This is a genomic window from Shouchella tritolerans, from assembly GCF_025770735.1.
Lineage (GTDB): Bacteria > Bacillota > Bacilli > Bacillales > Bacillaceae_D > Shouchella > Shouchella tritolerans.
The window spans coordinates 340,425-363,359 of record NZ_JAODPB010000004.1; the positions used below are offsets into that span (position 1 = coordinate 340,425).

Consider the following 22,935-nt stretch of genomic DNA (forward strand, 5'->3'; position numbering starts at 1 on the left):
GTTCTTTTCAGCCCTTCCTCACCAATAATGATAATGATCACTTACTTGAAGCGATTTTTCTCCGTTTTTCTTCCCGTTCCCGTTCTGACTTGTTCAAGATTTTTTTGCGCAAGCGAATCGATTGTGGCGTCATTTCGCAGTATTCATCATCATTCAAGTACTCAAGCGCTTCTTCTAGCGTCAAAATGCGTGGCCGTTTCATCGTGACCGTATGGTCTTTGGTGGCAGAACGGACATTTGTCTGCTGCTTCGTTTTCGTAATGTTGACAGTCAAGTCATTTTCCCGTGTATGCTCGCCAACAATCATACCTTCGTAGATTTCTGTGCCTGGTTCTACAAAGATGGTGCCTCGGTCTTCTACATTGATAATCCCATATTGGGTCGCTTTTCCTGTTTCAATGGATACAAGCACTCCTTGGCGTCGACCGCCAACTTGGCCAGCAGTAACCGGCTGATAGGAATCAAATGAATGGTTTAAAATCCCGTACCCTCGTGTTTGCGTTAAAAACTCAGTTGTATAACCGATCAACCCACGAGCAGGTACGAGAAATTCAAGCCGAACTTGTCCACTTCCTGTGTTGGCCATGTTCACCATTTCGCCTTTGCGCTCCCCAAGAGATTGCATAACGGCGCCTTGGTATTCATCTGGCACATCAATTTGCACACGTTCCACTGGTTCGCAACGGACGCCATCGACTTCGCGGATGATGACTTCTGGTTTGGATACTTGTAGTTCGTACCCTTCACGGCGCATGTTTTCAATTAAAATGGACAAGTGCAGCTCGCCACGCCCTGAGACAACCCACATATCAGGGGAGTCTGTGTTTTCCACGCGCAAGCTAACATCGGTTTCTAATTCGGCTTTGAGGCGCTCTTCTAGTTTGCGGCTTGTCACAAATTTTCCTTCGCGACCAGCAAAAGGCGAATTATTCACTAGGAATGTCATTTTAAGCGTCGGTTCATCGATCCGTAATGGTGGCAACGCATCTTGATGCTCCACTGGACAAACCGTTTCGCCAACATTGATTTCTTCCATTCCCGAAACAGCCACCAAATCGCCAGCTCGCGCTTCACTAATTTCAGTGCGCTTTAAGCCAAGAAAGCCGAACAGCTTGGTTACACGAAATTGTTTGACTGTGCCGTCAAGCTTCATGAGAGCCACTTGCTGGCCCACTTTAATCGTGCCTCTAAATACTCGACCAATCCCAATACGGCCCACATAATCGTTGTAATCAAGCAACGTAATTTGCAGTTGCAATGGCTCATCGCTATTGTCAACTGGGGCAGGAATACGCTCAACAACCGTTTGGAAAAGAGCATCCATGTTTTCGTCTTGCTTTTCTGGCGATAAGGACGCCGTTCCATTAATGGCAGAAGTATAGACAACCGGAAAATCAAGCTGGTCTTCATCTGCGCCTAAATCGATAAACAAATCAATGACTTCATCCACGACTTCATTCGGCCGGGCTGCAGGACGGTCAATTTTATTAACGACTACAATCGGCGCCAGCTTTTGCTCAAGTGCTTTTTTCAAAACAAAACGCGTTTGCGGCATGCAGCCTTCGTAAGCATCGACGACAAGAAGAACACCGTCAACCATTTTCATAATCCGCTCAACTTCGCCTCCAAAGTCGGCGTGTCCTGGCGTATCCATAATGTTGATACGTGTTCCTTTATAATTGATTGCTGTATTTTTTGCTAAAATGGTAATGCCCCGTTCTTTTTCAATCGCATTCGAATCCATTGCCCTTTCTTGCACAGTTTCATGTTGTAAAAATGTGCCAGATTGTTTTAAGAGTTCATCCACTAGTGTCGTTTTTCCGTGGTCAACGTGGGCAATGATCGCAATATTACGCAACTCTTCGCGTACAGTCATGTTTTTTTCTCTCCTTCTATGTTAAGCCCATTTTATCCATCCGTACTGGAAGGCTATGGGCGATCATGGATGAAAGGTTCTCTCTCATTCAGGCTTTTAACTGTACAAGTATACCACAAATTAAGCCCCGTTCCTACTTCAATTGCTGAAGAATGTTCGTAAAGATCGTGCGTCGAAATGTTTTCCGTTTTGTCACAGTCTTTGCTTTCCCTTTTTCGCGGATCACGGTACACTAATCAATAGCGAGGGAAGGAGGCCCGTTTTGAAAAAAGAAAATCTATTGTTTTTAACGCTTTCAATTATAACGGTATTGTGCATTATGGCAATTGGCGTTGCAGTGGCAGAGCGGAGTCTCGTTATAGCCATTGTTGCGATTTTAGGTATTTTCCTTTCAATGGGACTCGGCTTTAGCCGCAGGAAAAAAAATGAATCGAACCATAACTCTTTTTAAAACGAAAAGAGAGCCATTGACCGATCAATGGCTCTCTTTTTTATGGCGTTTCACAATCGTTCCTGTTGCTTCTTCTAGTGGGCGGATAATGGCGCTAACATCTTGTTCTCCGTACTTTTCTTTTGCCTTTGCGACTTTCTCAGCCCCTAATTTAACGACGTCGAGTGGCATGCCAATGTCATCCGCCAACTTTAAGGCCAAGCCGATATCTTTATGAAGCAAGTTAATGGAAAAACGGGCTTCAAACTGCCTGTCCAAAATCGCATTTACAGCCCAGTCCATGCTTTTGGAAAAGCCAGCGCTACGCTTAATGACTTCGTAGGCGACCGCCGGATCAACACCTGCTTTTTCAGCCATGACATAACATTCTGCCAGCGCCGATTGGTGGACGCCAATAAGCATGTTGTTGAGCAACTTTACCGTCGTGCCGCTCCCTGTCTCGCCAACGCGGACAATGTAGTCGCCAAACGCCTTTAACACAGGCAGAGCCCTTTCGTATGCCTCTTCCTTGCCTCCGCACATGATCGTTAAATTGCCGGCTTCTGCTCCCATTGGCCCACCGCTAATTGGCGCGTCTAGAAACGAGGCTCCTTTTTCTTTTAAGCGGCTGCTCGCCCATTCGTTGGTTGCACGGTCAACCGTGGAATGGTCAATGACGATTTTGCCTGCTGAGGCGCCAGCAATTAGTCCGTTCGCACCGTCATAAACTTCATGAATGGTTGACGGTAGCGGCAAGCATGTCATCACAATATCAACGGTTTCCATTAACGCTTTTGGCGAGCTCGCTTCTACCGCGCCAAAGGCTAACGCTTTTTCGATCGGTCCACGGCTGCGGCTGACCACATATGTCTCATAACCTGCCTCCACTAAATGGCGCGTCATCGGCAATCCCATTGTTCCAAGGCCAATAAATCCTACTTTCATACGCTCTCCCCCTTATGCAAGTATGCGGTTACTAATGTTTCATGCAAAGCCGGTTTTGCAGCGACTATCGACCCTCTTTCCAGCAGCGACAATGCCTCTCCATTAAAACGGGTTGTCTTGCATCCTGCTTCTTGCAACAAAACAGCGCCGCCAGCATAATCCCATGGGGACAATTTTGGACTTATGTATGCATCCAGTAAACCGCTCGCTACATAAGCCATTTCAAGGGCAGCGGATCCATAACTGCGTGTTCCCCGGCATGCTTTAGCGATATCTACCAAGTCAGGCTGGATCGGCAAGTTGTCCTTCACAAGCCAATTGCCATTGATGCCGATAATGGACTGAGCTAACTCATTTCCTTTTGCAGGCGTTTGTTTTCTATCATTGATGAAAAAGCCAACGCCTTCAATTGCATGAAACAGCTCGCCAGACATCACATCATAAACAAGTCCGACTTTCCCCTTTCCGTTTTCGTAAATGCCTACAGAGATTGCAAAATTTCGCTTTTGGTGGACAAAGTTCATTGTGCCGTCAATTGGGTCGACAATCCATACAATGCCATCTAGCGTGTCAAGCCGATCAGCAATTCCTTCTTCGCCAAGGAAATGATGGTTTGGATACATGGCAACAATATTGTCATAAAAAAACGATTCCGTGCTTTTATCCACATCGGTTACCAAATCATTAGGGCCCGATTTGGCATCAATGTGAAACGGCTGGTGAAGCGCTCGCTTAATCGCATCTCCCGCCTCAACGATCCACGCACGTGCTTGCCTTTCTAGTTCTACCCATGTCGTCTCCATACAAGCCTCCTATAGTTAATCTACTATTGCTTCTATTATGGCATAAATTGAAAACAAAACAAATGGAAAGGCAAAACAAGCGATTTGATCTTTTGTGTTCATCAAGCTATCCTATAAGACGAAAGGAGTGTATATGTATGCCGCTACCTAGGTTTACAAAATCAGACTTTGAGACATTTTTAATCGATGGTCTAGAAGAAAGAATGGACGCAATCCGTTCAAATATACAGCCAAAATTCCAAGTGATTGGCGCAGAACTTAGAGACGAGCTCTCGACGCTATTAGGGAATGAAATGTTTTTGCACATTGCCCAACATGCAAGGAGAACGACGAATCCACCGAATGATACGTGGCTTGCTGTTGCAGGCAATAAACGGGGCTACAAAAAACACCCCCATTTTCAAGTCGGGTTGTTTGATGATCATCTCTTTATTTGGCTAGCGTTTATTTATGAGCTACCGGAAAAAGCCAACATCGCCAAAACCTTTTTGGAAAACAAACAGCTTATAAAGGATGTCGTCCCTTCCGATTATGTCGTTTCCGTTGACCACACAAAAAAAGAAGCAAACCCGTTGACTGAGCTTGATTTAACACAATCTCTTGAACGCTTCCGCGACGTCAAAAAAGCAGAATGGCTCGTTGGACGCCATTTTGCAAAAGGGAGCGAAACAGTCGAGAATGGCGAGCAGCTAATGGCCGCTATTCGCCAAACAGTCAAAACGCTATTGCCTCTTTACCAGCTTTCGCTAACAGCTGTCGCCCCTGCACGTTGACGAAAAGCCAGTCGTTTCTTGCCCGACTGGCTTTTATCGTTAGCCTTTTATCAGCTCATGTTCCTCTGCTTCGAGTGCTCGCTTCACGATTTTATAACAGGAAATACCCAATTGCTCATCTATTTCCCGGAAAAGCTGTTTTTCCTCAGACTTTGCAGGTACCACACTCTTGAAACGGTTATAGTGGGCCCTCAGCTCCCCTGCTTTCACGCCTTGCTCTACAGCAAGCGCGATGCGGTCAAAAAACTCAGCGACATCGACAATCTCATTTTGTGACCAGTCGTATCTGATCGGAATATTCAAGTCCATCCCCCCTTCCATTTTTCTATCCGTAGGCAAATGCGCTCCATTTTGCTATACTCTTCTTGTTTGCTTTGTATAAGCTTCAATTTCCTTAAGTGAGGTGGCCTTCATGGGACACGACCAAGAACAAACCCCGTTATTTACGGGTTTAACCGAATATGCCAAAAAAGAGCCAATCCCTTTTCATATACCAGGCCATAAACGAGGAGCAGGCATGGACGCAAATTTTCGCACTTTTATAGGTGAAGAAGCGCTGTCCATTGACTTGATTAACATTGCACCTCTCGATGACTTACATCATCCTCATGGCATTATCGACCAATCTCAGCAATTGGCAGCCAAAGCATTTGGAGCTGATTATACATTTTTCTCTGTACAAGGTACAAGCGGGGCAATCATGACCATGATTATGAGCGTTTGTGGGCCTGGTGATAAAATTATTGTCCCCCGCAACGTTCATAAATCCATTATGTCTGCGATTATTTTTTGTGGGGCATTGCCTGTGTTTATCCATCCAGAACTCGACTTCGAACTTGGGATTGCTCACGGGGTGGCAACGGAGTCTGTTGCTAAAGCAATACGCACGCATCCTGACGCAAAAGCTGTCCTTGTTATTAACCCTACTTACTACGGGTTTACTTGCGATTTAAAAGCGATTGTTGAATTAGCCCATCAAGCAGGCATTCCTGTACTTGTTGATGAAGCACACGGCGTACACATCCATTTTAATGAGCGGCTGCCGCTAAGCGCGATGCAGGCAGGAGCAGACATGGCAGCAACGAGCGTCCATAAATTAGGAGGTTCGCTTACACAAAGCTCCGTCTTAAATGTTCGTTCCGGGCTTGTATCGGTTGAACATACAACGGCCGTTATGAGCATGCTGACAACAACCTCGACTTCTTATTTACTGCTTGCCTCCCTGGATGCGGCGAGAAAACATTTGGCTACAAAAGGAGCACAACTCCTTGACGAGGCAATCGACTTGTCGATTTGGATGCGCCATGCAATTAATGAGATTGACGGCCTCTACTGCCTTGGCAGCGAAAAACTCCATGGGTCTGCCGTATTTTCCCATGATCCCACGAAGCTGTTAATATCTTTAAAAGGCTTAAACATTTCTGGTTTTGCCGCAGAAGTTTGGCTACGGGACCATTATAACATTGAAGTTGAGCTTTCCGACTTGTACAATATTCTTTGCATCGTTACCATTGGCGATACAGAGGAAAAGCTTGCTTTGTTGCTAAGAGCCTTAACGCAACTAGCGATTGAATTTTCTTCAACGGCAAATCGTTGTGCGTCTTTACCCGTCCATGTCGCCAATATTCCAACGCTTGCCCTTTCGCCCCGTGAAGCCTTTTATGCGCAAACAGAAACAGTGCCATTCGATGAATCAGTTGGCCGGATTATTGCCGAGTTTATTATGGTCTATCCTCCAGGCATCCCCATTCTTAGTCCAGGGGAGTTGATCAGTGAAGAAAACCTCGCCTATGTGAAAGAAAACTTGAAAGCGGGCCTTCCTGTCCAAGGTCCAGAAGATGCTACACTCTCCAACCTGAAAGTGATTAAAGAGCAGCGCGCCATTAGATAAAACGTACGTGCGCGTTGCTAGCGCTAATTGACAACAGGGAGTCGCAAAAAGCGTGCTGAAAATATCCGATTTTCAGCACGCTTATTTGCTGTTGTTCTATTTAATTTGCATAAAAAACTAATTTGTCTCTAAGTTCTTCTTCATTTTCTGCCTCCATTAGCGATAAGGCGCTGTCACCGTAAGAATCTGCGTAATAAGGGTCTGCCCCGTAGTCAAGCAAAAGCAAGGCTGTCTCATAGTCATTGTAATAAACGGCGGAAACGAGAGGGCTGTCATCTTGAAAATAATCATTTGGATCCGCCCCCGCCTCAAGAAGCAATTCTACTAGCTCTTTGTTTTCATAAAAGGTTGCATGATAGAGGAGTGAGTTCCCAGAACTATCCGTTTCGTTAACGTCAAAATCGCCCGTTTGCAAAAGTTGTTTCACTTTTGCATTGTCTTCTGCAATGACAGCCTGGAACAATGGCGACTTGTCGCTAGAACTTCTATCGACGCTGCTCCCAGTATTTGTAGTATCCGTGCTGCTCCAATCATTCAATTGCTCGTATCCACTAGAAAAAGATGGATCGAGTTCATCAGCAAACGACCCATACATGATCGAGCCGAACACAATCGAGAGCAGGACTGCACCATACATAAGCGCGCCAACAACAACGATCAATCCAACTCCGAGAGCAATAACACCGCTCTTTTGTCTATAAATGTTGGCTCCTTGTTCGTTGGCAAACACAGCAATCGATTGAATTCGTTTTGGTAGCCTCGGATGTGTCGACAACACTTCACTAAGCCAGATCGCTCCATTTGAATCTGTTTCAATTTGTTGCCTGAACGCTTCCTCACTTAACTCTGGCGCTAAACGTTTGCCAACGCTAAAAATCGCTAAAGCTCTTTTTGCTGCGGCAACATTCCCTGTAAAATAAGCAGCAGCACGGTCGCATGTATACTCACATGAGCGGCTATACGCTTGTGCCAAAAAAGGAATGAGCTTAGCTGGAGCAATAAGGACATTTTTCCAAACATGATTGCGTTTAATATGGGTCAATTCGTGAGCGATAATAAAATCGAGTTCCGCTTCACCAGCTTCCCTGGCAAGATCAAATACGTCAGAGGTGAGTAAAATCATATGCTTGCCCCAAAAGCGCGTTGCGAATGCGTTCATTAATCCTTCTGCTTCAATGACAAACACATCAGGTACTTTCTCGACTCCCATTTTCTTTGAAATCACGACCACACGCTCATAGACATCGCCAAATTGATGCTCATGAATTCGGACGCCGTTTCCACGAATAGAACCGGTTGCTAATAATTGAGTGACATACAAGACCGCAAAGACAGCCAATACAATACCGATGCCAATAACGGAAATGACTGCAAGTAGGTATACTAGAATGCTAAATAAGAGGCAAATAATAAAATAAGGGGTTTCTCGTGGTGACTGAATAGTTGATTCATTCACTTGGTTCTTCCTTCTTTCCTCATGGTGATATTGAACGTTATTTAGTATACGATTCGATAAATAGTGACACAATCCAGCGTCGTCAAATTTTAGAAATACTTTAGAACTCGCCTAAATACCTAGACCTATAGAATTAGTTAAATAGAATTTTTTCGAAAATATAACGTTCATTCTATCTAATTCGTATGGTTCTTTCTTTTAAAAGCCTTAGCTTATACGTAAACAGAAAAAGACACCTTGCCAGTCATACTGGCAAGGTGTCCATCATCGTTTATTTTTTTGTGAGCGTTTCAGTAGCTTGTTGTTGGCAACGTGAGCAAGATGATACCGCGTACAAACGGCTGACTTTTTCCCCTTCGAAATGCTCCACGGCTTCATTACAATGTTGGCAAACAATTGTACCCACTTGCATCGCTCCTCTTCATTAGATTGAAATCGCTTTCTATCGCTTATGTTTATAATAGTATGGCTCATTTATTTCGTCAAGGCTCTTTAGCATGTCACATTAAAAATAAATAAGCCACCCAGTTCGGGTGGCTTGAGAGTTAGTTTAATTGTGCAGGGTCAACAAAGTCATAGCCTTTGTCTCGCAAACCAGTAACAATTTCTTCAAGAGCGCCTGCCGTCCATTCACGGTCGTGCATTAATAAATTAGCGCCATTGGTAAGAAGTTCAGTATGAACCATAATGTCGGCGATAGCTTCTTCACTCTGGTATTCGCTTTCCCAATCATAGCCATATGTCCAATTCATGTTTAGCATTCCTTCTTCCTCAACAAGGCTACGGGAGTACTCCGTATTAATGCCATGAGGAGCCCTGAAAAAACGGGGGCGTTCGCCAATCACTTCTTCGATTCGGTTATTTAGCTCGACGATTTCCTGCTGCTGCACTTCCTCCCCCACATCATCAAGCTTTTGATGGCTCATTGTATGATTGCCGATGGCAAATCCCATTTCATGAATTTGTTTTAGTTCATCCGCGCCTTCTTCATCTTCAATAAAATGGCCATTAACAAAAAAGATTGCCGGCACGTCGAGCTCTTCCAGTGTTTGCGCCATTTCGAGCCCGTATGCGTCAGGAGCATCATCAATGGTTAGAAGCACCACTTTTTCATTAGCGTCTGTACCTTCGATCGGCTCGACTGTCCAACTGTTTGAATTGATTTTGTATAAAGGCTCAATATCCTGCTCTTCGACTTCATTTTCTTTTTCTGCCTTTTCAATATCCTCGCTGCTATTTTCATCATCTGTAAAAGCGTGCTCTTTGTCGCTTTCGTTTGCCTCTGTCGCCGTTTGCAATGAGTTATCGGACTCATTTCCACAAGCTGTTAGCACGAGCAAGCAGACGGGAACTGCCACCCATTTTTTCATATTGCTTCTTCCTCCCCTTTCAGTTGTAGCCATGTTAGCAAAGATTGCCTTCATTCGACAACTGTAAGGCCAGTGATTTTTATAAATTGCGTTTATTTGCCCAAAAAAACGGGTATGATAAAGCGATTGAGATGAAAATCGGCGTATCTTCCCTTGGATTGTTTGCCATCCTATGGTATGATGACGACTTGTGGACAACAAGGAAAGGTTGAGATTGTACATATGAAACAAACAACTTCAGTATTTGGAATAGCCGTTGCAATTGCAAGCGCCTTTATCCTTTGGGGAGTATTCTTTCCTCAAAATATGGCGACCGTAATGGACTCCATCCAAGGCTTTATCTCATCTGAACTTGGTTGGTTCTATTTGCTCTCTGCCACTTTTTATGTAGGCGTGGGCATTTACTTAATTTTTAGCCCTTATGGAAGCATTAAACTTGGTAAACCTGAAGAGGAACCTCAATACAGTTATATGACATGGTTTGCGTTTCTTTTTACAGCTGGCATGGGTATCGGCCTTGTTTTTTGGGGAGCGGCCGAACCTCTATCCCATTACTTTTCACCACCAGACGCTGCACCAGGCACACAAGACGCAGCTGCCCAGGCGATGCGGTATGCGATCTTTCATTGGGGAATCCACCCATGGGCAATCTATGCCGTTGTGGCGTTAGCGCTTGCCTATTTTCAGTACCGCAAAGACGAGCCAGCTTTATTTAGCTCGACATTCCGCCCGCTTATTGGACACCGTATAACAGGTCCGCTCGGCAAGCTAATTGACGTTTTTGTCGTGTTTGCGACTGTTTTCGGAACGGCGACATCGCTTGGTTTCGGAGCCGCGCAAATTACAGCCGGTCTTCGCTATTTGTTTCCTGCTTTAGGTACGTTTTCCGATAGTCTATTTCAGTTAGTCGTCATAGCAATTGTAACGGTCCTATTTAGTTTGTCGGCGGCAACGGGACTCGATAAAGGCATTCGCATATTAAGCAATTTAAATGTACGACTTGCTATTATTTTAATGGCCTTTATTTTGCTTTTAGGCCCGACCAGTCACATCATGGGCGTTTTTACACAAGGCATCGGCAGCTATGCACAAAACTTTTTTGGTATGAGTTTTAGTATGGATGTTTACAACCCCGAATCTTCTTGGGTGCAAGAATGGACATTGTTTTACTGGGCATGGTGGATTTCGTGGTCGCCTTTCGTTGGGGCCTTTATTGCCCGTGTTTCACGGGGGCGCACAATCCGCGAGTTTGTTATTGGCGTCATTGCACTACCTTCTTTGTTCGGCGCTTTTTGGTTTAGTGTATTTGGCGGCTCTAGCATCTATTTTGAAAACGAAACAGGTGCCCTTTATGGCCAAATGCAAACAGGCGGCACGGAAATGGCTTTGTTTGCTTTGCTTGAGCAATTCCCATTAACCTTTTTCGTTTCCATTCTTACCGTCATTCTGATCGCCTCCTTTTTTGTAACATCAGCCGACTCAGCAACTGTTGTGCTCGGTATGCAGACAACCGGTGGCCTTCTAAACCCGCCTAATGCTGTAAAGTTGGTGTGGGGCATTATTATTTCTGGAACAGCCTCTGTGCTATTGGTGACAAGCGAACAAGGTTTGGCAGCGCTGCAAACGGCATCGATTATTGGGGCTTTTCCGTTTGCTGTGATTATTATTTTAATGATCGTGTCGCTTTTTAAGGAGCTTCGCAATGAAAAAGCAGCACTGGCAGTTAACCGTGAACGACTCCGGCAAGAGCGCCTAGCTTTGCGTAATGAACGGGAGCGCATCAAACGGGAACAGATGTTGCTTCGCAAAGAACAGCAAAAACTTCGGCAACTACAAAAAGACAAAAAGAAGGACAGAAAAAAAGACTGACTTGGTGTGCTCCTAGATGTAATGGATCTAGGGGCTTTTTTTTCGAGATTTACAATCGATTCACAGTCATTTTACATTTGTATGACGCTAAAAAAAGACCGTTTTTCTTGTGCTAAAATGGATTTCAGTTACTGCTGCGACCACGTATCAAACAAAAAAGGAGGAGAAGAATGCAAAATAAAGGGTTACGCCTTATGCTCATCGGCTGTTTCATCTTTTTTCTGCAAGGCTGTTCAATTTTCCCCGCCTTTTCGTCTCCTCAACTCCATTCTAATGAGAAAGAGGATCGCGTCACGCTTATTTTCTCTGATCCCGACAGGCTTTCAGATGAAGCCAATTACTATGACGCGGTGTTAGCAGTTCAACAAGATTTAGGAGAACAGGTTACAGAGTTAGTCGTTTGTGACGCAAGCGAGCGCCATATTATCAACTATTATGACATAGATGAATTTCCTGCAATGCTTGTTTATAAAGGCAATGACGAAAAATTGCGTATCTCCGGCAAGCACAACATAAAAGATCTATACGCCCGGCTTGAAGGAGCCTTAAAACAATAAAAGAGCAAAGCCACCGCGAAAAGCGTTGGTTTTGCTCTTTTTGCTCGACTATGCTTTTGAATCAAATGCGTCCCGGAGACCATCACCAATAAAGTTAATGGAAAGAACAGTAAGCAAGATGCACAATCCAGGGGGCAACCAAGCCTCTGGATTATTGCGTAGCAGACGGACGCTTTGTGCTTCTGTTAGCATATTCCCCCATGTCGGTGTAGGTTGAGGGACGCCGAAACCGATGAAGCTTAAGGCGGATTCGGCGACAATCATCGTCGCCATGACAATCGTCGCATTAACGATGATCGGTCCGACCGCGTTCGGCAAAAAATGCTTACGGATGATACGCCAATCGGAACAGCCAATACTTCGCGCACTTAAAACATAGTCCTTTTCTCGGATTGAAAGAAACGTTCCTCGTAAAATTCGGCAAACTTGCGGCCAGGATGTAATCGCGATAACGAGAATAAAAATCGGCACTGTCGTCCGTTCAAGAATCGCTACAATCGTCATAAACAGCAAAATGAATGGGAAAATAAGGACAATGTCCGTAAAACGCATAATGACAGAATCGATTTTCCCGCCATAATAACCAGCAATCGAACCAAGTGTTCCACCAATTAACACCGTAAACAACATCGCAAAAAAGCCAACCGTAAGGGATATTCTGGCGCCATAGACAAGCCTTGAAAAGTTATCACGGCCAGAACCGTCTGTGCCTAGCCAGTTTTCGCTATCTGCTTTCGCTTCGATTTTGGTGAGCTGGGAAGCGGTTGGATCATGTGTCGCAATGACATCAGCAAAAATAGCAACCAACACCATAAAAGATAAAAAAGCAATGCCGGCAAGAGCCAATTTATTTTTGCGAAACCGGCGAAAAGCAAGGACTGTAGGGCTGACGCTTTTTTCCTCTGGCATTGCTGGAGTCGGAGGGGACACACTCGGTGTTTCATTTAATCTCGGTTCCATTTTTCGTTCACCTCAATCAAGTCGAATGCGCGGATCAGCCACCGCATAAAAGATGTCTGCCAATAAGTTTCCGACTAAAACAGATAAGCCAATTAACAAATTAATGGCCATAATGACTGGATAATCGCGGTTAGCCATGCCGGATAAGAATAACGTACCAATGCCAGGATAATTAAATACGGTTTCTACAATGAATGCGCCGCTTAATAGCACGCCAATTTCCATACCTAGTAGCGTTATTATGGGAATCATCGCATTACGGAGAGTGTGCTTGTACAAAACCGACTTCGCGCCCACTCCTTTAGCCCGAGCGGTGCGAATAAAATCACTCCCTTTTACATCGAGCATTTCTGAACGCATATACCGCATAAAAATCGCTGTACTTGACAAACCAAGTGTAAGGCCAGGTAAAACCAAGTGCTGGATCCGGCTCACAAAAGCGTCAAATCCCGTTAAATTAGGGGAACCGATCGAACCTTGTGTTGGAAACCAGCCAAGCCCAAAAGAAAACACATAAATCGCCAACAATCCGGCGAAAAAGTTTGGCGTCGCTAGGCCAATAAAGGCAAATGACGTCGCCGCATAATCTAAAACAGAATATTTTTTACGTGCTGAATAAATACCAATTGGAATCGACACAATGAGCGTAATTAAAAGCGCAAATGCGCCTAAATAGAATGTATTGCCGAGCCGTTGCGCGATTAGCTCGCTGACAGACCTACCAGTGAAATGAGTAGACATCCCTAAATCGCCTGTCACTGCCCGTTTGAGCCAGTTCCAATATTGAATATGTACCGGATCGTTTAATCCTAATGCTTCCCGGCGTTCCTCAATCACTTCTCGTGGCGTATTTGGGTCAATCACTTCTCCACTCAACGCGTCCCCCGGAGCAAGGTATGCGAACAAGAACACGATCACTGACAGAATGAAGACCATTGGGATAAACTGCAGAACACGCCTCACAATATATTTAAGCATCCGGGCCACCTCTCTTATTCCAGCAAATTGAAGAAAGTTGAAGCAGCTGTAAAAGCTGCTTCAATTTACAGACACGCGCTTATTCGGTTAAATGCCACTCATGTGTCTCGTCTTTAAATGTAAATGGCTTAATCGTTAAGCCTGCAAGACGTTTGTTGTAAACATGAAGTTCCGTTTCTGCGTAAAGTGGGACCGTAAAGGCATTGTCAATAAAGAGTTGAGCCCATTCCCCATACTTTTCAGCACGGAACTCCTGGTTGTCAAATGCCAATTCCGGGTTAACCGCTTCTTGCAACAATTTTTCTTGTTCTTCGTCGTGGAAACGTGAATAGTTATAACCTGCTGTGCCACCATTAATCGGCCATGGGTCTGGGTCGGTCGAAGAAAGGGACCAGCCTGCCAAGAATAAATCGACATCTGTGTCGTTTTGTTCAATGATTTCAAAATGGGCTGGCGCCTCACGTGGCGTATTTAAGTTGACTTGAATGCCTACTGCCTCTAGCTGTTCTTTCATAACAGGCGCAACTTGTTCACGCACTGGGTTGCCCGTTGGATAATCTAAATTGATTACTAGTTCATTGCCATCTGGATCTTCGACAAAGCCGTCACCGTTGACATCTTCATAGCCTGCATCGGCTAGCTTTTGCTTGGCAAGGTCAGGATCGTATGCTAAGCCTTCAACAGCATCAGGGTTGTATGCCCATGACGCGCTTGGAAATGGCGCATCCAATAATTCACCGTGACCACGCAAAAATCCGTCGACAAATTCCTGGCGATTGATGGCATGAACAATGGCTTGGCGGAATTCAACGTCTTGCAGTTTTTCGTTCGGCTCCCAAGAATCTGGATCGGTTAAGCTATCGTTAGGGCCATGATTGATTTTCATGCCTAAGTATTGATAGCCTAGCTGCGCTTGTTCAAAAACAGTCAAATTGTCATTCCCTTCAATTGTCTCTACATCAGCAGCAGGGAAATCCCGAGGCACATAATCGAGCTCGCCTTGTTCCAACATACCTGCTACGACAGAAGCAGAGACAACATTCCACGTGATCGAATCTAGTTTCGGCGCGCCTTTGTAGTAATCTTCATTGGCTGTTAATACGTATTGCTCATTTTCAAGCATTTCAGTCAATTGAAACGGCCCTGTACCAATCACTTCTCCAGCGTTAATCGACCCAGCATGAGATGGAATATCAGCTACTGGAACGTCTCCGAATATATGCTCCGGAATAATATCCATTGATGTATCAGCCAGTGCCTTAACACTCGGTTCTTCAAAAATAAATTTAACTGTATAGTCATCTATTTTCTCAACGCCAGCAAATGTATCGCTCTTGCCGCTTACGTACTCTTCATATCCAGCAAGGGTATTCACATAGTTTTGACGTATGCCGCCTGCACCGCCATAATCTGAATCGGCCATTGCCGTAAACGTAAAGACGACGTCATCGGCAGTAAAATCTTCACCATCATGCCACTTTACATCTTCACGCAAAAAGTAAGTCAACTCACGGTTGTCATCACTGAATTCCCAGTCTTCTGCTAATTCGGGAATGAAATTAAATTCTTCGTCTTGTTGGACTAGACCTTCATGAGTAATTTCAAGAATATGAGAGTCGTACATAGATGTGTAAAAGATCGGATTGAATAAATTGTCTGGCGGTGACATCATTCCAAGATTGACATTGCCACCTTCAACGGCCTCTCCTCCTGTGCCTTCCTCTCCTCCGTCAGTGCCTTCCCCGGAACCGCCAGTATCGCTGTTACAAGCAGCTAGCGTACTTGCAACAGCAGTTGCCAGCAAAAACGTATAAAATGGTTTTTTGTTCAACACGATTTCCCCCTTTTCTTTCATTAAATCGCTATGTTCAGTTATGTTTGCTTGAATCGAGTGAGCACCACCTCCTTCACTTAAAGTGAGCCATTATACTGGTGATGGGCTTGTATCCGTATAAAGATGGCAGGCGACAAAATGGCCGTCCTTTTGCTCCGTCATTTCTGGGCGTTCGTGTTTGCAGCGCTCGTGGACATGTGGGCAACGCGTGTGGAACGCACAGCCTTTTGGTGGATTCGCCGGGCTTGGCAATTCTCCCTTCAAGGAAATTTTCTCTTTTTTGATTGTTACATCCGTCGAAGGCACAGCCGATATAAGTGCTTCCGTGTAAGGATGAAGTGGTGTTTCATACAGAGAGTCTTTCTCAGCAACCTCCACAATCCTTCCTAAGTACATAACCGCTACACGGTCACTAATATGTTTAACCACGCTCAAATCATGGGCAATGAACAAGTACGTTAGTTGAAATTCATCTTGCAAGTCTTTCATCAAATTTAACACTTGTGATTGAATCGAGACATCTAACGCCGATACTGGTTCGTCGCCGATAATCAGTTTCGGCTTAGTACTTAAGGCACGGGCAATGCCAATTCGTTGCCTTTGCCCACCAGAAAATTCATGTGGGTATTTATTGTAAGACGACTTTGGCAAACCGACGGTTTCTAGCAATTCTTCAGCGCGTTTTTTCCGGTCAGCTTTCGTATTTATTGTTTTATGTACAAGCAATGGCTCTTCAAGCAATTCTCCAATTGTCATGCGAGGATTTAACGAAGCATACGGATCTTGAAAAACCATCTGCATATCACGACGATAAGGACGCATTTTTCTATTTGAAAGATTTGAAATTTGCTCCCCATTAAAATAAACTTCCCCTTCGGTCGGATCAAGCAACCTTAAGAGCATTCGGCCTAGTGTTGATTTGCCCGAACCAGACTCGCCGACGATACCAAGAGACTCACCTTTATAGACCTTTAATGTAATGCCATCTACTGCTTTTACATAGCCGACTGTACGTTTAATAACGCCAGCTTTTATCGGAAAATGCATCTTTAACCCTTTTGCCTCTAATAGCACATTGGACATTAGCTGATCGCTCCTTCTTTAAGCCGCTGCTTGTCAGGTTCTACACTGCCTTCTTGGTACAAATAACAGCGCACATCCCTCGTTTTGCTTACGTTCACTAGTTCAGGCATCGCTTCTGTGCAAAACGGAGTGGCAAACTCACAGCGCGAGGCAAAGCGGCATCCTTGTGGAAAACGATGGGCTGGCGGGACCATTCCGCTTATTGCCTCAAGCCTGTCTTTGTTGTCTTCAAGTTTTGGCATGCTTTTCAGTAATCCTTGTGTATATGGATGGAGCGGATTCGTAAACAAATCATAAGCAGGAGCTTCTTCAACGATTTGGCCTCCATACATAACAAGAACGCGATCGGCTGTTTCGGCGACAACGCCAAGATCGTGGGTAATCAACAGAATAGAAGACTGAAACTGATTTTTTATTCTTAACATTAAGTCGAGAATTTGTTGTTGAATGGTGACGTCAAGAGCCGTAGTGGGCTCATCAGCAATTAACAGCTTTGGGTTACACGATATAGCAATCGCAATCATGACCCGCTGCCGCATCCCTCCTGAAAGTTGATGGGGATATTGCTTCATGCTTTCTTCGGCGCGAGCAAAGCCGACTAGCTTTAACAATTCTACTGCCCGCTTGTGCGCTTGTTTTTTTGAGACTTGTTTATGCTTTCTGATAGTTTCAATTATCTGATTTCCAATCGTAAATACAGGATTCAATGAAGTCATCGGCTCCTGGAAAATCATCGCTATTTGTGCGCCGCGAATGCGATCAAGTTGTTTTTCTGTTTTCTTTAACAGTTCTTGTCCTTCAAGCTGGATTGACCCCTCTACTTTTCCAGGTTCATCTACTAGTCCCATAATCGACATAGACGTCATGCTTTTTCCGCTGCCCGATTCCCCGACTAGCGCTACCGTTTCATTTTCATGAATATTAAACGTAACGCCGTCTACTGCTTTAACCGTGCGTGATTTGTTTAAATAAAAGTACGTTTTCACATCTTGCAGTCGAAGTAAAGGATCTGCCATGTTTATCCTCCATCCGTACTAGGTAAATTTTGTGATAAGTATAGCACAAACGAATGATTTTTCGGCAAGTTTTTTTCTGTTTTTTTATTTTTCTTAATAGATTTTCTCACATTGCTTTTCTCTAAACGCAAAAAGCCCTTTAAGGAAACCCCTTAAAGAGCTTTTATTTGCTTTTTACAATGTGTGGATTGGCGTGCCAAGTGCGACTTCAGCCGCTTCCATCGTAATTTCGCCAAGCGTAGGATGCGCATGGATGGTCAACGCAATGTCTTCAGCTGTCATGCCTGCTTCAATCGCTAAACCGACTTCAGCGATCATGTCAGAAGCGTTTGGCCCAGCGATTTGTCCGCCAATAACAAGGCCGTCTTCTTTGCGCGTAACGAGCTTCATAAAGCCGTCGGCATCATTTAAAGACAAAGCACGGCCATTTGCGGCAAATGGAAATTTCGCCACTTTGACATCATAACCAGCTTCTTTTGCTTGTGCTTCATTGTAGCCAACTGTCGCCAATTCTGGCTCAGAGAAGCAAACGGCAGGGATGGCGAGATAATCGACTTCTGAAGGTTCGCCGCTGATCGCTTCTGCTGCTACTTTAGCCTCATAAGAAGCTTTGTGGGCAAGAGCCGGACCTGGAACAATATCGCCGATCGCGAAAATGTTTTTCACGCTCGTGCGGCCTTGCTTGTCTACTTTAATGTAGCCACGGTCATCCATTTCTACCCCGATGCCCTCAAGGCCAATTTCTTCTGTGTTCGGTTTACGGCCAACTGTAACAAGGACATAATCGGCTTCGATCACTTTTTCTTCGCCTTTAATTTCTGCTGTTACTTTTACACCGTTATCGGTTTCTTCAACGCCTTTAGCCATTGCTTCTGTATGGAAAGTAACGCCATTTTTCTTCAGCTTCCGCTCAACAAGTTTTGCCATTTGTTTTTCGAAACCAGGCAAAATTTGTTTTGTGCCTTCAAGCACGACGACTTCTGAGCCAAGGTTTGAATACGCGCCTGTTAGCTCAATTCCGATATAGCCGCCGCCAATGACAACCAACTTTTTCGGCACCTCTTTTAGAGCAAGGGCGCCAGTGGAATTAATGACGCGATCTGTGTATTTAAAGTTTGGAATTTCAATTGGGCTTGAGCCAGTCGCGATGATGCAATGTTTGAACTTGTACGTGCTTGAGCTTTTCTCATCCATAATTTTCACAGTGTCTTCACCAGAAAAATAGGCTTCGCCACGGATGATTTCGACTTTGTTGCCTTTGAGCAAGCCTTCGACACCGCCCGTTAGCTTTTTCACAACAGAGCCTTTCCACTCTTGGACTTTCTCAAAGTCAATAGCGACGTTTTCAGCGCGTATGCCGATGTCTTCAGAAGACTTGGCAAGATGAGCGCGGTGCCCAGCTTGAATTAACGCTTTTGATGGGATGCAGCCGACGTTTAAGCAAACGCCGCCAAGGCTGCCTTTCTCGACAATGGTTACTTTTTGCCCAAGTTGCGCAGCACGGATCGCCGCGACGTAACCTCCTGGGCCGGAGCCAACTACGAGTGTATCTACTTCTTGTGCGAAATCTCCAACAACCATCTGTTACCCCTCCATTAATAGTAATTGTGGGTCGTTTAGCAAACGCTTGATTTGGTTAAGCGCGCTTTGCGCCGTTACGCCATCAATCAAACGGTGGTCATAGCTGATTGATAGTGCCAGCATTGTGCCCACAACAATTTCGCCGTCTTTTACAACAGGCTTTTCTTCAATACGGCCGATGCCTAAAATCATGACTTCTGGGTGATTAATAATTGGCGTAAACCATTGTCCTCGTGCTGATCCAAGGTTGGAGATCGTTGCCGATCCACCTGACATTTCTGCGCTTGTCAGCTTGCCTTCCCGGGCTTTTCCAGCCAACTCGTTAATTTCATCAGCAAGCGCAAAAATAGACTTGCGGTCAGCATCTTTGACGACAGGAACTACGAGGCCTTGCTCAGTGTCTGCTGCAATTCCGACGTTAAAGTACTTTTTATAGACGATTTCGCCTGCTTCGTCATCAATTGACGCATTTAATGCCGGATACTTGCGAAGAGCTGACGTCAAAGCTTTGACGACGTATGGAAGATACGTCAGTTTCGTGCCTTGGTCTGCAGCAATTTGTTTGTACTGTTTGCGATGGGCAACAAGGGCTGACACGTCCACTTCGTCGAGATGTGTCACGTGTGGAGCCGTATGTTTTGAATTCACCATTGCTTTTGCAATCGCTTTGCGGATGCCTTTAAGCGGTACGCGCTCTTCCAACTGCTCGTTTCCGCCAGCTTGTACCGTAGCAGCTGGTTTTGAGGAAGCTGTCTTTTCTTCTTCTTTTGGAGCTGCCGCTTCTTCGCTTTGCCCGCCTGATGCAAAGGCATCTACATCTTCTTTTAATACGCGGCCATTTTTGCCTGATCCTTTTACTTTAGAAATGGCAATGCCTTTCTCACGGGCATATTTGCGTACAGAAGGCATGGCAATGACGCGGGAACCTTCTCCCTCACCGCTTTCTTCAGAAGAAGTTTGTCCTTTTTCAGGCTCAGAGGCTGTTTGCTTTTCTTCTTTCGGTGCTTCCTCTTTGCTTTCTTCTTCAGCTTCATCATCGCCTGAGCCATCATCAATAACTAAGATGACATCGCCAACATAGCTCGTCGTGCCTTCTTCCACTTTTACTTCAAGAACTTTTCCATCTACCGGAGAAGGAAGTTCAACGACAGATTTGTCATTTTGCACTTCAAGCAAAATGTCATCTTCTTTGACTTCATCCCCTTCTTTTACAAACCACTTCACAATTTCGCCTTCGTGAATTCCTTCACCCACTTCAGGCAGTTTATATTTATAAGCCACGGCTAAAACGCCTCCTTCATTATAACTCTAAATCATCTTCTATAAAAGAAAGAACGATACTGGTTTTTCCCCCAGCTTCGTTGCTTTCTTTTCGCTTGCTTATTTAGAAGTTGATAACTTCTTTTGCTTTTTCTACGATGGTCTGGTGGTCTGGCAGCCATGCATCTTCAGCAGCGGCAAATGGATAAACCGTGTCTGGAGACGCAACTCGAAGCACTGGAGCTTCCAAGGAAAGAATCGCCCGTTCTGTAATTTCAGCAACAATATGGGAAGCCACACCTGCTTGTTTTTGCGCTTCTTGCACCACAATAGCGCGGTTTGTTTTTTCAACAGAATTAACGACTGTTTCCACGTCAAATGGGCTAATCGTCATCAAATCAATGACTTCTGCTTCAATGCCTTCTTGTGCAAGCTCTTCTGCTGCTTTCAAGGAAGCTTGAACCATCGCTCCATATGCCACAATCGTAATGTCTTTTCCTTCTCGCTTGATATCAGCTTTACCAAGCTCAATTGTATATTCCTCTTCTGGCACTTCTTGGCGGAATGAACGGTAAAGTTTCATATGCTCTAAAAACACGACCGGATCATTATCGCGGATCGCGGAAATCAACAATCCTTTTGCATCATAAGGGTTAGATGGGATAACGACTTTTACCCCTGGCGTTTGCGCCATCAACCCTTCTAGAGAATCGGAGTGCATTTCTGGCGTTTTTACGCCGCCGCCGAACGGAGAGCGCACTGTAATAGGCATATGTTGTTTTCCGCCTGTGCGGTAACGCCAGCGTGACATTTGCCCAGCAATTGAGTCAAACACTTCAAACACAAAGCCAAAGAATTGGATTTCCATTACTGGCCGATGCCCTGTCAGTGCAAGGCCAATTGCCAGACCGCCGATTCCAGACTCGGCAAGCGGCGTATCAAATACTCGGTCTTCGCCAAATTCTTTTTGCAAACCTTCTGTTACCCGGAAAACACCACCATTTTGGCCAACGTCTTCCCCGAATATGAGAACATCTTCGTTCGCTTTCAATTCATTAGCAAGCGCGTTCGTGATCGCTTGAGCCATTGTCCAGTTACCCATAAGTTACTTCGACTCCTTTGCCGTATACTCTTCCAATTGTTCACGAATGTTTACAGGAGGGTTTTCAAACATAAAGCCAAGCAAGTCGGTTACTTTTTGTTTAGGCGTTTTGTCCGCTTCTTTCACCGCCGCTTTAATTTCTTCTTTTGCTTGTTCAACCACTTCGTTTTCTTTTTCTTCACTCCATAAGTTTTTGCTTTCTAAAAACTTACGGAAGCGAATAAGTGGATCTTTCTTGCCCCATTCGTCTTCTTCTTCAGAAGTACGGTAGCGAGTCGGGTCGTCGCCAGAAGTCGAATGAGCGCCATAGCGGTACGTTAGCGTTTCAATCAATGTCGGCCCCTCGCCAGCAAGCGCACGTTTGCGGGCATCGCTTGTTGCTTTGTAAACAGCAAGAACGTCCATGCCGTCAACTTGGATGCCTTCGATTCCAGCCGCAACTGCTTTTTGAGCAATTGTTTTTGCTGCTGATTGTTTTTCCACTGGAACGGAAATCGCAAAACGGTTATTTTGGACAACAAATACAGCAGGAACATTGTAGGCACCAGCAAAGTTCATGCCTTCATAAAAGTCCCCTTGTGAAGAACCGCCATCGCCTGTATACGTGATGACAATGTTGTCTTTTTTCTTCCGTTTTAGCCCTAGAGCAACCCCTGCCGTTTGTACAATTTGCGCGCCAATAATGATTTGTGGCACAGCAATGTTTAGGCCGTCAGGGAATTGGCCGCCATGGAAGTGGCCGCGAGACCATAGAAATGCTTGATAGAGAGGCAGGCCATGGAAAACAATTTGCGGAATATCCCGGTAGCCAGGCAAAATCCAATCGTCTTTTTCAAGGGCAAATTGAGAGCCAAGCATTGACGCTTCCTGACCGCCCATTGGCGCGTAGAAGCCTAAGCGGCCTTGACGGTTTAAAGAAACTGCCCGTTGATCCCAGATACGCGTATACACCATACGGCGCATTAACTCTTGCAATTGCTCATCGCTTAAGTCAGGCATTGCTGACTCATTAACGATTTCGCCTTCCTCATTCAAGATCTGGAAGGTTTCAAATTGTTCTTCGACTTGCTCGATTGTTTTCGTACTCAATTTGTCCACCAATCCTTTCGTTAGTAAGCGGTAATTGTTCTTTATATCCATGACCTAATGCA

At 44.9% G+C, this 22,935-nt stretch carries 21 protein-coding genes; 5 read left to right on the forward strand and 16 right to left on the reverse strand.

Annotated elements, in window-relative coordinates; genetic code table 11:
* Positions 1–37: 37 nt before the first annotated feature.
* Positions 38–1,876, reverse strand: a complete 1,839-nt coding sequence (gene typA / locus N6H06_RS15845) for a translational GTPase TypA (RefSeq protein WP_263707502.1) — start codon at positions 1,874–1,876, stop codon at positions 38–40.
* 262 nt (positions 1,877–2,138) lie between these two features.
* On the opposite strand from typA, the gene N6H06_RS15850 reads away from it, so the two are divergent.
* A complete protein-coding gene (locus N6H06_RS15850) occupies positions 2,139–2,327 on the forward strand; it encodes a DUF5325 family protein (protein ID WP_011247245.1) in 189 nt (62 codons plus the stop codon).
* A gap of 24 nt (positions 2,328–2,351) precedes the next feature.
* On the opposite strand, the gene N6H06_RS15855 is transcribed toward N6H06_RS15850, so the two are convergent.
* The gene (locus tag N6H06_RS15855; RefSeq protein ID WP_212953914.1) at positions 2,352–3,251 is read right to left on the reverse strand and encodes an NAD(P)-dependent oxidoreductase; all 900 of its coding nucleotides are present in this window, start codon (positions 3,249–3,251) and stop codon (positions 2,352–2,354) included.
* Positions 3,248–4,054, reverse strand: coding sequence for an inositol monophosphatase family protein (locus tag N6H06_RS15860; RefSeq protein WP_062749161.1), 807 nt, complete (start codon positions 4,052–4,054; stop codon positions 3,248–3,250). The genes N6H06_RS15855 and N6H06_RS15860 overlap by 4 nt, the downstream gene beginning before the upstream one ends.
* A 137-nt stretch (positions 4,055–4,191) precedes the next feature.
* Here N6H06_RS15860 and N6H06_RS15865 point away from each other — a divergent pair, with 137 nt between their 5' ends.
* Complete coding sequence (locus N6H06_RS15865; protein WP_212953917.1) at positions 4,192–4,827, forward strand: DUF1054 domain-containing protein; 636 nt, start codon at positions 4,192–4,194, stop codon at positions 4,825–4,827.
* Positions 4,828–4,866: 39 nt separating this feature from the next.
* Here N6H06_RS15865 and N6H06_RS15870 read toward each other — a convergent pair whose 3' ends face one another.
* Positions 4,867–5,136, reverse strand: a complete 270-nt coding sequence (locus N6H06_RS15870; protein ID WP_263707503.1) for a UPF0223 family protein — start codon at positions 5,134–5,136, stop codon at positions 4,867–4,869.
* A 103-nt stretch (positions 5,137–5,239) separates the two neighbouring features.
* On the opposite strand from N6H06_RS15870, the gene N6H06_RS15875 reads away from it, so the two are divergent.
* On the forward strand, positions 5,240–6,718 hold the full coding sequence (locus tag N6H06_RS15875) for an aminotransferase class I/II-fold pyridoxal phosphate-dependent enzyme (protein ID WP_263707504.1): 1,479 nt from the start codon (positions 5,240–5,242) through the stop codon (positions 6,716–6,718).
* Between the two features lie 100 nt (positions 6,719–6,818).
* Here the strand turns inward: N6H06_RS15875 and N6H06_RS15880 are convergent, their stop codons facing one another.
* The 3 genes from N6H06_RS15880 to N6H06_RS15890 form a co-directional block, all read right to left on the reverse strand.
* Positions 6,819–8,174 (reverse strand): M48 family metallopeptidase, encoded by a 1,356-nt coding sequence (locus N6H06_RS15880; RefSeq protein ID WP_263707505.1) that lies wholly within the window; start codon positions 8,172–8,174, stop codon positions 6,819–6,821.
* Positions 8,175–8,445: 271 nt separating this feature from the next.
* Positions 8,446–8,586: a GapA-binding peptide SR1P gene (locus N6H06_RS15885; protein ID WP_082808369.1), complete on the reverse strand. Its 141-nt coding sequence runs from the start codon at positions 8,584–8,586 to the stop codon at positions 8,446–8,448.
* A 133-nt stretch (positions 8,587–8,719) separates the two neighbouring features.
* Positions 8,720–9,544: a polysaccharide deacetylase family protein gene (locus tag N6H06_RS15890; protein ID WP_062749167.1), complete on the reverse strand. Its 825-nt coding sequence runs from the start codon at positions 9,542–9,544 to the stop codon at positions 8,720–8,722.
* 222 nt (positions 9,545–9,766) lie between these two features.
* Here N6H06_RS15890 and N6H06_RS15895 point away from each other — a divergent pair, with 222 nt between their 5' ends.
* A complete protein-coding gene (locus N6H06_RS15895) occupies positions 9,767–11,413 on the forward strand; it encodes a BCCT family transporter (protein WP_062749169.1) in 1,647 nt (548 codons plus the stop codon).
* 170 nt (positions 11,414–11,583) lie between these two features.
* Positions 11,584–11,970, forward strand: a complete 387-nt coding sequence (locus N6H06_RS15900) for a hypothetical protein (protein ID WP_212953921.1) — start codon at positions 11,584–11,586, stop codon at positions 11,968–11,970.
* Positions 11,971–12,018: 48 nt separating this feature from the next.
* On the opposite strand, the gene opp4C is transcribed toward N6H06_RS15900, so the two are convergent.
* The 9 genes from opp4C to pdhA all read right to left on the reverse strand — a co-directional run bounded on the left by opp4C (position 12,019) and on the right by pdhA (position 22,924).
* A complete protein-coding gene (opp4C, locus tag N6H06_RS15905; RefSeq protein WP_062749172.1) occupies positions 12,019–12,930 on the reverse strand; it encodes an oligopeptide ABC transporter permease in 912 nt (303 codons plus the stop codon).
* A gap of 12 nt (positions 12,931–12,942) precedes the next feature.
* The gene (locus N6H06_RS15910) at positions 12,943–13,908 is read right to left on the reverse strand and encodes an ABC transporter permease (protein ID WP_062749174.1); all 966 of its coding nucleotides are present in this window, start codon (positions 13,906–13,908) and stop codon (positions 12,943–12,945) included.
* Positions 13,909–13,987: 79 nt separating this feature from the next.
* Positions 13,988–15,739 (reverse strand): peptide-binding protein, encoded by a 1,752-nt coding sequence (locus tag N6H06_RS15915; RefSeq protein WP_263707506.1) that lies wholly within the window; start codon positions 15,737–15,739, stop codon positions 13,988–13,990.
* Between the two features lie 93 nt (positions 15,740–15,832).
* Positions 15,833–16,825, reverse strand: coding sequence for an ABC transporter ATP-binding protein (locus N6H06_RS15920; protein WP_062749178.1), 993 nt, complete (start codon positions 16,823–16,825; stop codon positions 15,833–15,835).
* Positions 16,825–17,841 (reverse strand): ABC transporter ATP-binding protein, encoded by a 1,017-nt coding sequence (locus N6H06_RS15925; RefSeq protein WP_263707507.1) that lies wholly within the window; start codon positions 17,839–17,841, stop codon positions 16,825–16,827. Before N6H06_RS15925 ends, N6H06_RS15920 begins: the two co-directional genes overlap by 1 nt.
* A gap of 174 nt (positions 17,842–18,015) precedes the next feature.
* On the reverse strand, positions 18,016–19,422 hold the full coding sequence (lpdA, locus tag N6H06_RS15930) for a dihydrolipoyl dehydrogenase (RefSeq protein WP_062749182.1): 1,407 nt from the start codon (positions 19,420–19,422) through the stop codon (positions 18,016–18,018).
* Between the two features lie 3 nt (positions 19,423–19,425).
* Positions 19,426–20,703, reverse strand: a complete 1,278-nt coding sequence (locus N6H06_RS15935) for a dihydrolipoamide acetyltransferase family protein (RefSeq protein WP_062749184.1) — start codon at positions 20,701–20,703, stop codon at positions 19,426–19,428.
* Positions 20,704–20,806: 103 nt separating this feature from the next.
* The gene (locus N6H06_RS15940) at positions 20,807–21,784 is read right to left on the reverse strand and encodes an alpha-ketoacid dehydrogenase subunit beta (protein ID WP_062749186.1); all 978 of its coding nucleotides are present in this window, start codon (positions 21,782–21,784) and stop codon (positions 20,807–20,809) included.
* Between the two features lie 3 nt (positions 21,785–21,787).
* A complete protein-coding gene (gene pdhA, locus N6H06_RS15945; RefSeq protein WP_050748978.1) occupies positions 21,788–22,924 on the reverse strand; it encodes a pyruvate dehydrogenase (acetyl-transferring) E1 component subunit alpha in 1,137 nt (378 codons plus the stop codon).
* Between the last annotated feature and the right edge of the window lie 11 nt (positions 22,925–22,935).

Bases quoted from the DNA above. Each gene is read 5' to 3' on its own strand.
- typA (WP_263707502.1), bottom strand. From the start codon at position 1,876: ATGACTGTACGCGAAGAGTTGCGTAATATTGCGATCATTGCCCACGTT.
- N6H06_RS15855 (WP_212953914.1), bottom strand. From the start codon at position 3,251: ATGAAAGTAGGATTTATTGGCCTTGGAACAATGGGATTGCCGATGACG.
- N6H06_RS15860 (WP_062749161.1), bottom strand. From the start codon at position 4,054: ATGGAGACGACATGGGTAGAACTAGAAAGGCAAGCACGTGCGTGGATC.
- N6H06_RS15865 (WP_212953917.1), top strand. From the start codon at position 4,192: ATGCCGCTACCTAGGTTTACAAAATCAGACTTTGAGACATTTTTAATC.
- N6H06_RS15870 (WP_263707503.1), bottom strand. From the start codon at position 5,136: ATGGACTTGAATATTCCGATCAGATACGACTGGTCACAAAATGAGATT.
- N6H06_RS15875 (WP_263707504.1), top strand. From the start codon at position 5,240: ATGGGACACGACCAAGAACAAACCCCGTTATTTACGGGTTTAACCGAA.
- N6H06_RS15885 (WP_082808369.1), bottom strand. From the start codon at position 8,586: ATGCAAGTGGGTACAATTGTTTGCCAACATTGTAATGAAGCCGTGGAG.
- N6H06_RS15890 (WP_062749167.1), bottom strand. From the start codon at position 9,544: ATGAAAAAATGGGTGGCAGTTCCCGTCTGCTTGCTCGTGCTAACAGCT.
- N6H06_RS15895 (WP_062749169.1), top strand. From the start codon at position 9,767: ATGAAACAAACAACTTCAGTATTTGGAATAGCCGTTGCAATTGCAAGC.
- N6H06_RS15900 (WP_212953921.1), top strand. From the start codon at position 11,584: ATGCAAAATAAAGGGTTACGCCTTATGCTCATCGGCTGTTTCATCTTT.
- opp4C (WP_062749172.1), bottom strand. From the start codon at position 12,930: ATGGAACCGAGATTAAATGAAACACCGAGTGTGTCCCCTCCGACTCCA.
- N6H06_RS15910 (WP_062749174.1), bottom strand. From the start codon at position 13,908: ATGCTTAAATATATTGTGAGGCGTGTTCTGCAGTTTATCCCAATGGTC.
- N6H06_RS15920 (WP_062749178.1), bottom strand. From the start codon at position 16,825: ATGTCCAATGTGCTATTAGAGGCAAAAGGGTTAAAGATGCATTTTCCG.
- N6H06_RS15925 (WP_263707507.1), bottom strand. From the start codon at position 17,841: ATGGCAGATCCTTTACTTCGACTGCAAGATGTGAAAACGTACTTTTAT.
- lpdA (WP_062749182.1), bottom strand. From the start codon at position 19,422: ATGGTTGTTGGAGATTTCGCACAAGAAGTAGATACACTCGTAGTTGGC.
- N6H06_RS15940 (WP_062749186.1), bottom strand. From the start codon at position 21,784: ATGGGTAACTGGACAATGGCTCAAGCGATCACGAACGCGCTTGCTAAT.
- pdhA (WP_050748978.1), bottom strand. From the start codon at position 22,924: ATGGATATAAAGAACAATTACCGCTTACTAACGAAAGGATTGGTGGAC.